General features: G+C 43.4%; 9 protein-coding genes and 1 pseudogene. All 10 read right to left on the minus strand.

From position 1 onward, the window contains the following. Nucleotides 1-900: pseudogene (locus tag AC1DUA_RS11875) on the minus strand (O-antigen ligase family protein); the annotation flags it as partial. 10 nt (nucleotides 901-910) lie between these two features. Continuing rightward, the gene (locus AC1DUA_RS11880; RefSeq protein ID WP_477499948.1) at nucleotides 911-1696 is read right to left on the minus strand and encodes a WecB/TagA/CpsF family glycosyltransferase; all 786 of its coding nucleotides are present in this window, start codon (nucleotides 1694-1696) and stop codon (nucleotides 911-913) included. Further along, nucleotides 1696-3036, minus strand: coding sequence for an O-antigen ligase family protein (locus AC1DUA_RS11885; RefSeq protein WP_477499949.1), 1341 nt, complete (start codon nucleotides 3034-3036; stop codon nucleotides 1696-1698). Before AC1DUA_RS11885 ends, AC1DUA_RS11880 begins: the two co-directional genes overlap by 1 nt. An 8-nt stretch (nucleotides 3037-3044) precedes the next feature. After that, nucleotides 3045-3980, minus strand: coding sequence for a glycosyltransferase (locus AC1DUA_RS11890; protein ID WP_477499950.1), 936 nt, complete (start codon nucleotides 3978-3980; stop codon nucleotides 3045-3047). A gap of 24 nt (nucleotides 3981-4004) precedes the next feature. After that, nucleotides 4005-4688 (minus strand): sugar transferase, encoded by a 684-nt coding sequence (locus AC1DUA_RS11895; RefSeq protein WP_477499951.1) that lies wholly within the window; start codon nucleotides 4686-4688, stop codon nucleotides 4005-4007. Further along, complete coding sequence (gene galU, locus AC1DUA_RS11900; protein ID WP_477499952.1) at nucleotides 4657-5595, minus strand: UTP--glucose-1-phosphate uridylyltransferase GalU; 939 nt, start codon at nucleotides 5593-5595, stop codon at nucleotides 4657-4659. Before galU ends, AC1DUA_RS11895 begins: the two co-directional genes overlap by 32 nt. 31 nt (nucleotides 5596-5626) lie before the next feature. Continuing rightward, on the minus strand, nucleotides 5627-6268 hold the full coding sequence (locus AC1DUA_RS11905; RefSeq protein WP_477499953.1) for a CpsD/CapB family tyrosine-protein kinase: 642 nt from the start codon (nucleotides 6266-6268) through the stop codon (nucleotides 5627-5629). Beyond that, nucleotides 6252-6995, minus strand: a complete 744-nt coding sequence (locus AC1DUA_RS11910; RefSeq protein ID WP_477499954.1) for a YveK family protein — start codon at nucleotides 6993-6995, stop codon at nucleotides 6252-6254. The genes AC1DUA_RS11905 and AC1DUA_RS11910 overlap by 17 nt, the downstream gene beginning before the upstream one ends. Before the next feature lie 397 nt (nucleotides 6996-7392). Next, nucleotides 7393-8013, minus strand: coding sequence for a response regulator (locus tag AC1DUA_RS11915; protein WP_477499955.1), 621 nt, complete (start codon nucleotides 8011-8013; stop codon nucleotides 7393-7395). A 47-nt stretch (nucleotides 8014-8060) separates the two neighbouring features. After that, the coding region (locus AC1DUA_RS11920) for a sensor histidine kinase (protein ID WP_477499956.1) at nucleotides 8061-8956 on the minus strand (896 nt) is incomplete at its 5' end.

The following is an 8956-nucleotide window of genomic DNA, read 5'->3' on the forward strand; positions in this document are numbered from 1 at the left end:
CAGTTTCCACTTTTGTCTACCGGCTGATACAGCTGTATAAATCGCGATATCAATGAAAAGCATAACCCACGCAGAACGAACTAGCGTGACCAGCAGTCCAACCGTAACAAGGATAATTCCGATCCAGCCTAACGGTCCCCGCCACCTTTTCTCCAGAATCATCGGTGCAAGCGCAGTTCCCATATACATACCCGCAGGTCCAGGGGAATTCAGCGTAGAGAATACTCTGATCTCCAATGGAAAAGGGTGGCCGATCGACGTCATTTCCACATGATTCATCCAGAATGCATCCCATGGAGGTACGACGATGTATTGAATAATGCCATACACAGCAACCAAGATGGCCGTGTTAGAGAAAGCAATAATTAAACGGTCCAGCGCCTTATTATCGAATTCACTTAAAGCGGCATAAGGGATTAACAACAATGGAATTACATAATTCGCCAGATCGTAAAAAGTCCCGCTCCCATTCTTCGTTACACCAATTAGACAGCCATAGAGCAGCACGATTGCCATATAAATGAGCAACTTGTAGACTCTAGATTCCATCTGGTGAAACTTAGCCAAAATTGGAATAATAAGCACAGCACTCGTTAACAAAGGTGCAATACTTAACAGCGAAACCGAATGGTAGGTTCCTTCCATCCAATCCTGTATTCTACGAATCTCCGGGCAAATGACCCAGACCAGCAGGATATAGGGAATTAATCGGCGTGAATCCAATAATGCTAATATAAAGGCAGGAAATAACAGCATAGCCAAGATTGAAATTTGCATGCTAAGATCAGGGTCCAGAGTTGCACTTGAATAACCAATGACCACAGAGACGGCCAAAGCCATTCCAGCGAATAACAGCGTCATGCGACCCGTCTGTGTCATGATCAAAGGGGGCTTACTCATTTTGCTGAAATCATCCACTATTGATTCCCGTCCCCTCCCGTTTCAGCTTGAACTGCTTAACAACCTCGCGCCATAGCAGAACCGCAAACATCGCATCGTGGACCAAGTACCGCTTCCATAGCCGACGAGGTTCTTGCACAAGCCGCCAAAACCATTCGAACCCTGTTCGCTGCATAATGTTCGGGGCTCGCTTGACTGTGCCCGATAGGAAATCGAATGTTGCACCGACACCTATTGAAATCGGCACTTTATATTGCAGATAGTTTTGGTAAATCCATTTCTCTTGTTTCGGCGCGCCTACGCCAACAAACACGATATCTGGCTGCGTATCAATCAGCATTTGAATTATCTGTTCATTCTCATCCTTTTTCTTCTCGAAACCATAAGAAGGTGAGTAGCAGCCCACGATGTTCAAATTTGGAAATACGAGCTTCAGATTCTTAACCGCTTGTTCTGGAATACCGGCCGCTGACCCTAAGAAGAAAAGCTTATATTGGCGTTCCGCGAAAGCTTCACCTAATTTTGCGAACAAATCAGATCCGGAAACCTTTTGCTTAAGCGGCTTGCGAAGCATCTTCGATGCCCAGATAATTGGCATACCATCCGCCACAATCGCACCCGCATCTGAATATACCTTTTGAAACTCAGCATCTTTTCTGAGCTTAATTAGATGATCGACATTGCAGGTTAAAATGTAAGAATGATTATTCTGGCGAATGACCTCATCCATATAAGCAAGCAAGTCCAGAAAGTCATAATTATCAAAATGAACATCGAACATAGTCACTCTACTCATCAGATCAACTCTTCTTTTTTCGAATTTGTCGTCGAGAGAATATACAAACCATTCAAATACCAGCAAAAAGGAATGATGAATTGAATCGTGGATAATGTATTATCCGACAAGGAATATAGAAAGAATGCAAGAATAAATGCGGCATAATAAATTTTAATTCGCTGTGGAATGACGCGATAAATCATTCGAAATAAGACAAGTAAAGAAAGGAACAACAAGATACAGCCAATATAACCTGAATCATAATAAAAGCGGATGTATTCGTTATGCGGAACCACGAAGCCGACGTACAAGCTGCCGTCATTCGCGACAGTAACCGCACCAAGACCTCTACCTGTCAGCGGGGAATCTTGCACGCCCTTTAGAAAGTAGTTCCACGCCTCCGTCCTTCCGGACAAATCGATCCCTGTGCCCGTCTGGCGTTCGAAGGAACGTTTGGTCATATTGTCCCACTGTACATACACGGCTCCGCCAATCAAGGCCAAAGAACAGACCAACGGGATTAATAAGATCAGCTTCCCTTTGATATACTCCTTAACCATATCGAAGAAATAGTACGCAGCCATAGCCAGCATAGCGAGTATTGGCCCTCTGGTTCCCGTAGCAATCAGAATCGCAAAGTTGGCTGCCAACGTACAATATAAGAATTTGGCATTCAGCGGATTGCGTTTGGTTTCAATTAATGCAACGGTTATTCCCAGAAAAGCTAACATCGCCAAATGAGGTGCGATATTCGCCCCTTGTACTCGGATGGCTCCCGTGAACTCCACATTGAGAAACGAATACAGATGAACCAGCTGAAGCATTGCCCCCGTTGCCACACTTACCAATGGAAGCAGACAGATGATCCGGATATGCTTTTGCGCTGTTTCCTTTTTCCATTTGATCATGAGAAAAAAGAAAGGAAGCGCAAGTCCGATGAATGCTTTCACGGTGATGGAAAGCGTTAGCCTTGGATGCCATTCTGAGAAAAAGAAGGTAATAAACAACATCCCGGCAATAGCTACGATAGGGTAAATGAACTTCATACGAAGTCCATTTTGCAGCATACTGGGAACTAATAGAATTAGAATCCCAAGCTTGTAAAGTGAAAGGATCTCCAGCCCTGGGAAATTCGCTTCCACAATGTAGTTAATGGATATGGCTGTGGAAAGCAGGACCATATAACTCATTTTTTCTGGTTGGTAAATGGCATACATGCACATGAAAAGTACACCCAAACCCAAAATACTAATAATAGGCTGATAAACAGCCGCAACACCCATGATCACTGCAAGCAGCACATAGAACGCAGCATAGTACATTGGTTTTTTGAGCTGTATTGGAAGAACAGGCGTCATCAGTATCCTCACCCTGTTAAGCGCATTTTCACACGACTACGCATCGTGAGCAATGTGCCTTTTATACTTTGCATCCGACATGCAATGAGTAATTTCTCGCCTTCTGAACGTGCCAACAAGGAACTTCCTGCTATGTAGAGCACCCTGCAAGCAACATTAACGAGTAAAGCTAATTTACTCATGAATCCTTTGTGCATGGAGCCATTCGTAATTCCTTGATAATAATAACGTTGCTTGATCCACTCTTTCGTTAAGCGATTGTCGGGGATGAAGTGATCCACAACCATAGAAGGATGATAAAGAATCGTCTTTCTTTCCTGTTTCATCTGCTCGAATATCCAGGATTCTTCGCCAGACAGCAGGAGCGTTCCCTTCCTTCCAAGGTCTGTTGGAAACAAATATGTCTCATGAAAGGATTTGCGAATAGCCATATTCGCTCCGAAGGGATGCTTAGTTATCGGATATTCATGTACATCTTCTCCCCGATCTACAATCGTGTAAGGAAGTTCAAGCGATTTGATCAGCCAGGCCGGTCTCTCGCTTTCGAACCTTGGACGAATTATGCCACCTATGGCATACACGTCTTGCCGATGATCAAAGGTGTCCACAATCGTGCGAATCCACTCCAAACAAGGAACCGCATCATCATCGAGATAGGCGATAATATCACCCTTCGCTTCTTGAATCCCCCTATTTCGCGCAGCCGACAGTCCTTGCGTTTGTTCAAACAGATAGTGAACACGCATGACCCCAGCTTGGCGAAGGGCAAATGACTCAGAGATTTCACGCGTATGATCCGTTGAATTGTTATCCACAATAAGAATCTCAGCCATATCTATTGCAGCTAATGCAGGCAGTGCGTCCAAAGTGATCTGAAGCAAATCCGCGCGATTATAGGTACAGATGACAATTGATACCCTTGGTTTTTGTTGATCATGCACCATTGCGGTACTCCTTTTCTACTTTATTTAAAAGGCGTCTTTGGAACCGAGAAGGACCGAAACGGTTTTCATCATAATTTTCAAATCATAGAAAACGCTTCGTTCACGGATATAAGTCAAATCAAGCTCTACCATTTGCTCGAAGCTTAGATTGCTTCTTCCGCTAACTTGCCATAAACCCGTGCAGCCAGGTGTTACGGCCAAACGTTTCTTGTCATAAGTTGTGTACTCGCTAACTTCACTTGGCAATGCTGGTCTAGGCCCAACCAAGCTCATATCACCGATGAGTACGTTCCACAATTGCGGCAGCTCATCAATGCTCGTTTTGCGTAGTACTCTGCCAACACGAGTCACACGAGGATCATTTTTCATTTTGAACATCGCGCCTTCGACTTCATTTTGGCTCATTAACTGCTGCTTTAATGCTTCGGCATTTGACACCATCGAGCGAAATTTAAACATAGGGAACAAAGTCTCATCTTTGCCAACCCTATTTTGTTTGAAGAAAACAGAGCCGTCCGGATCTTCTAACTTAATCCATACTGCAACTACGATAAACAAAGGCATTAAGAAAATAAGACCTGCTAAGGAAAGAACGATATCTAGCGCACGCTTCATAAACGAATAGGAAGTTACGCTTTTTCTTCCCTGCAATCTTGTAGCAGCCGGATAGTAGTACTCATATTCCTCCTGCAGTTCTCGCAAGCTCATAATCTTCACCTCCCAAATGTTCTAAAATAGGTGCATATTTCTCCTTAATAAGGAGTGAAGCCATCGCATCAAGCACATCTAACCGAAGATCTTTGCTCTCTAATGCGAAAGCCATCGTAGTAAGAATATACCCAAGCCGCTCACCCACATCATAACGAATGCCGTCAAAATGGTAAGCAAGAACACGTTCTATCTGATTAAGCTTCTGAATCGCATCTGTCAACTGAATTTCGCCGCCAGCGCCTTTCTCCTGAAGCTCCAAAAATTCAAAGATTTTAGGAGAGAACACATATCTCCCCATAATGGCAAGATTGGAAGGGGCCGTACCTAATTTAGGTTTTTCAATAAAGTCTTTTACTTGATAAAGGCGATTATCTTGCTCACCAGGATCAATAATACCGTAACGATTCGTAAGTTCTGGCGGGACTTTCTGGACGCCAATGACTGAATTTTCTGATAATTCATATTGCTCAATTAGCTGTTTTAAGCAGGGGACCTTCCCTGTGACAATATCATCGCCGAGCAGTACAGCGAATGGTTCATTTCCTATGAACCTTCTTGCACACCAGACGGCATGCCCAAGTCCCTTGGGTTCTTTTTGACGAATATAATGAATTTCTACCTTGGATGAACGCTGAACTTCTTTTAAGAGCTCCAGCTTCCCCGTTTCCATCAGCTTGTTCTCAAGCTCGAAAGCATTATCGAAGTGATCTTCGATTGCTCTCTTTCCTTTACCGGTAACAATAATGATATCTTCGATTCCGGATTCGATGGCTTCTTCCACGATGTATTGAATAGTTGGTTTGTTGATGATTGGGAGCATCTCTTTGGGCATCGCTTTCGTGGCGGGTAGAAATCTCGTTCCTAACCCCGCAGCCGGAATAATTGCTTTCTTGACCGTCTTCATCCTTCTCATCCTCCTAAGAGTACATATTCAATTATTGGTTGAAAACCATACCTAGCATGCGGGCTCCTGATTGTTCGAGCTGAGTTCTTGCTTGTTTCGCCCATTCCCGCTTTGTTTTACCGTTCCTAGCGACTAGCAATACGCCGTCACTGTATTCCGTGAGCAAGCTTGCATCTGTATAATCAAGCGTTGATGGTGAATCGATTAGGATAACCTCGTATCGCCGTTTCAACTGGTTCATCAGTTTCATCATCTGGGAGGAACCTACCAATTCTGACGGATTGACTGGCTGACCGCCAGCAACGATAAGATCAAGTCCAATGATTCCTGTCGGTGTGATGACATCATCGACAGACAGCCCTTTTTGAAAAAAATGAAGCAAACCTTTTGTATTATTCATACCAAATAATTTATGCAGCGCCGGCTGGCGCAAGTTGCCATCAATGATCACGACAGACTTGCCTTCCTGAGCGTACGTTATTGCAAGATTAGCAAGCGTCGTCGTCTTGCCTTCTTGCGACTTGGGCGAGGCAATCATCAGCACCATGCCTAGCCCCTGATCAGCGGGTACAACCTTTTTAAAGCGTACCGCTGTTCGCAAAGAGCGATAGGATTCGGAAACTGGTGAAATCGGATCTAATTCCGTCACAAGCACATTACTTAGCTGTAACATATGTCTGTTCCCCTACCTCTCTGCTCAGCGCTTTGGAAGTTTTGGTTGCTTTGCCCTTCTTTATCGTTCCGATGGAAGCAAGAACAGGAAGGCCCACAATGTGTTCAGCCTCTTTCTCAGAGCGAATCGTATCATTAATATTTTCAAAAAAGAAAAACACACCAATAGCTGCCATCGCCGATAAGATAAAACTCAATGCCAGGTTAATTACGATGCTAGCATTCGCTGGCAATGGCTTCACAGCTACATCAGAGCTAGAAAGTATTTTGACATTGTTCATATTCATCAAGGACGGCACTTCACTCATGAACGTATCCGCAAGTGTTTTCGTCATCGCGACGGCTTTCTCATAACTTGGATCTTCCATCTCGATTTTGATGATTTGCGTTTTGTCCGTTGAGCTCACCTTCAAGTTCTTCAGCAGTTCTTTCTGCGTCATACCGAATTCCGGATGATTCTGCAGAAGCTTCTGAATGATCTGATCCGACTTAATGATCTCCTTGTAGCTCTCAACCAAATTCATGTTCATCGATACATCGTTCAGGTCAATCGTTTCTTCACTCTTAAACGTACTGCTTACCAGTACTTGTGTGTTTGCCTTGTAAACAGGCTCTACAAAAGTTTTGCTGACATAGAAGGTTGTCAGGCACGAGAGAAGAACGAACAACGCAATCATCCACAGCTTTTTGCGAATGAGTACAAAGTAATCCAAGATCGATTTCTCCATGGTTCCCTCCCGAAAAAATAGTTAAAAAATAGTGAATAAATCAAGAAATACAGTCTTGCTTTTCCGAAAAGTTTCAGTTAAGATGTTTGTAATGAAAGCGTTTTATTCCCCTTATCCCCACCTATCGAAACGACATTCAATCACTCCTTTTATACAGAGCATTCTACAATCACTATTCGAAGGTGATAACTAGCCAGTAAGCTAGTTGAAGCACTCTACCAAAAGGAATGAAGAATGCCGCTTTTTGTCATTTAATTGGTTATAGTCAAATACTAAATGAATTCCCAAAATTATGATATTACCCGAAATTATAATTTTTGGGTCTATTTCGTGTATCCACCCATACCTATATGTAATAAAGCGATGGTATACTTTCGGACCATGTTGCTGATCTAACTTACTGAAAACCGCTGACTAATCCCTTGGATTGCGCTAACAGAGCTGCTTGTGTACGGTCATTGACACACAGCTTATTTAGAATTTGGCTAACATGTTTCTTCACTGTAAACTCCGTCACCATTAATTTCTTAGCCATTCCTTGATTGGATAAACCTTCTCCTAGACCAATCAACACTTCTCGCTCTTTCGGCGTTAACTTGCTGAAGCTGTCCTCTTCCTCTTTCTTAAACAACATTTCCATGAGACCTGGATCAAAATACTTTTTCCCTTTGAAAATCAATTTGATAGCCAGAAGCAATTCTTCTGGAAGCGCTTCTTTGAGTACATATCCATACGCACCCACAGCTTCAGCCTTTCTGACATCCTGCTCCAACGTCGATGAAGTCAAAATGATGCTTCGACAAGATGTATCTTTAATATTCTCTACCACTTCAAGACCAGAGCGATTCCCTAACTTTAGATCCACAATAGCCAAATCCGGTTTTGTTTCCTTGATTAGCTCCAATGCTTGCTCCACCGTCTCCGATTCACCAGAAATTTCGATGTTTGCTTCAAGCTTTAGCACAGCTGACAATCCTCTACGCACCAACGRATGATCATCTACGATAACAACTTTCAAAGTTCCACCTGCTTTCGTTTGAATGGGAATAGCCTACATGACCTTGTTTAGCCCATCATCTGAAGTTCATTTAGTTCCTTGTTGTCCTGTGGTTGGAATGGGATGGTCAGTTGAATATGTGTACCTTTTCCTTTTGAACTCTGAATGCTAATCGTTCCACTGAGTGACTGGACAAGCAGTTCCATGTTATTTACACCTAGCCCAACAGCTTTAGGATCTGACATTCGTTCTTTAACGCTGAAACCAATTCCATTATCCAAAACGGAAAGACTCACCTCATCTGGCTTTATACGGAGCTCAACCTTGATGAGTGTGCTGCGCCCATGACGAATGGCATTTCCAGTGGCTTCCGAAATAATTCGAAACAAAGCCTTTTGATAATTAACATGCAGACGATGATCATCGCCAGTTACATGTAAGTTTACTTTCACAGCATGCAGTTTAGACACACTATCCAGATGTGATTTGACCGTCGTAATCCAAAAATCACCGCCATTTTTCCTGGAGCTCAGGCTATAAATGGTGGAACGAAGCTCTTGAGATGCTGCGACTGAAGATTCTTGAATAATTTGCAGCTGCTCTTTGATCTGATCACTTGAAATGTCCTTCCACTTCCGACTAAGTGAATGCACCGCGTAAACAATTCCGAATATGTACTGCGAAACACTATCGTGCATCTCATCGGCAATCCGATTCTGTTCCTCGATAATCATCAACTGATTCTCGATTCGTTCCAGCTGATGTCTCTCCAGAATGACGGAACAAAGCTCTGATAGAAAACCAAGCTGTTTAATATACCCCTGTCTGCCTTCCTCGTAGCTGGCAGGCTCAATCTTAACACCCATGACTCCCCAGAATCGGGTTGACGATTTGATCGGCATCACAAGGAACTCACCATATTCGTCCACACTCATCAGCCTGCTGGTATCGAGCTGTCTAAGCT

The organism is Paenibacillus sp. 01T422, assembly GCF_056398785.1.

Coding starts and splice junctions, on each gene's coding strand:
- AC1DUA_RS11890 (WP_477499950.1), bottom strand. CDS start 3,980: ATGGTGCATGATCAACAAAAACCAAGGGTATCAATTGTCATCTGTACC.
- galU (WP_477499952.1), bottom strand. CDS start 5,595: ATGAAGACGGTCAAGAAAGCAATTATTCCGGCTGCGGGGTTAGGAACG.
- AC1DUA_RS11880 (WP_477499948.1), bottom strand. CDS start 1,696: ATGAGTAGAGTGACTATGTTCGATGTTCATTTTGATAATTATGACTTT.
- AC1DUA_RS11905 (WP_477499953.1), bottom strand. CDS start 6,268: ATGTTACAGCTAAGTAATGTGCTTGTGACGGAATTAGATCCGATTTCA.
- AC1DUA_RS11895 (WP_477499951.1), bottom strand. CDS start 4,688: ATGAGCTTGCGAGAACTGCAGGAGGAATATGAGTACTACTATCCGGCT.
- AC1DUA_RS11885 (WP_477499949.1), bottom strand. CDS start 3,036: ATGACGCCTGTTCTTCCAATACAGCTCAAAAAACCAATGTACTATGCT.
- AC1DUA_RS11910 (WP_477499954.1), bottom strand. CDS start 6,995: ATGGAGAAATCGATCTTGGATTACTTTGTACTCATTCGCAAAAAGCTG.